General features: G+C 62.4%; 1 protein-coding gene and 1 pseudogene. Both read left to right on the top strand.

The annotated features are described in order from the left end of the window. A partial coding sequence (locus EN780_RS35760; protein ID WP_189557070.1) for a TrbG/VirB9 family P-type conjugative transfer protein occupies positions 1-313 on the top strand: 313 nt, incomplete at its 5' end. Beyond that, positions 313-824, top strand: a pseudogene (locus tag EN780_RS35765) (conjugal transfer protein TrbI); the annotation flags it as partial. The gene EN780_RS35760 and the pseudogene EN780_RS35765, both read left to right, overlap by 1 nt.

Raw genomic sequence — 824 nt, forward strand, 5'->3', positions numbered from 1 at the left:
GTTCTCGGGTGACGCGGCCCTGAAACCGTCGATGGTCTTCGATGACGGCAAGAAGACCTTCTTCAAATTCGACGGCCGCACGCCGGTGATCTTTGCCGTTCAATCGGATTTTTCCGAGACTCTGCGCAACTTCCGCAAGGAGGGCGAATATCTCGTCGTCGATGGCGTCGCCACCCAATACACGTTGCGCGACGGCGATCAGTGGACGTGCATTTTCAACCTTCGAAAGCCCGACTTCGGGACCCCGGACCCCGACGTCCTCGGCCCGGCTCCCGATCGCCAGGCTAAGAAGCGCTGGAGGAGCGGCAACTGATGAAGCAATCTCCAGAATTAGAGGCCATGCTTGCTGGCGACGATACGGCCATCGCCAACAAGAATGCCAAACGCAATCAGCTGCTCGGCGGTGCTGCGCTCTTAATCGGTGGCGTTGTCGCCGCCTATTTCGTTCTCTCGCCCGCCAAGGAAGCCTCTCATGACATCACCCAGGGCGACGAGGAGTTTCGGACCACGACGTTCCGTCCCCCGTCATTCGTGCGCGAGCAGAACAAGCCCGAGTCGCAACCCGACCCGGCGATTATCAATATACCGCCGCCGCCCGAACCGGTTGAACCCAGGGTCGATACGACGGAGTTCAACGTTCCACCGCCGCCTCCGCCGGTTGCTGATCGGGCCGCCGCGCCGCCTCCCGCGGACGAACCGCCACCGGAAGAATTTCCGCAACGCTACAAATCAGGGCTGATCTCGCTCGACCAGGCCAAGGCTGTGGACGGCGCCGGCGGGCTCGGCGGCGCAAATGGCAGCGGCCCTACGGTCGCAGGCGAAGA

It is taken from the genome of Mesorhizobium sp. M4B.F.Ca.ET.089.01.1.1 (genome assembly GCF_004022605.1).
Classification (GTDB): Bacteria; Pseudomonadota; Alphaproteobacteria; order Rhizobiales; family Rhizobiaceae; genus Mesorhizobium; species Mesorhizobium abyssinicae.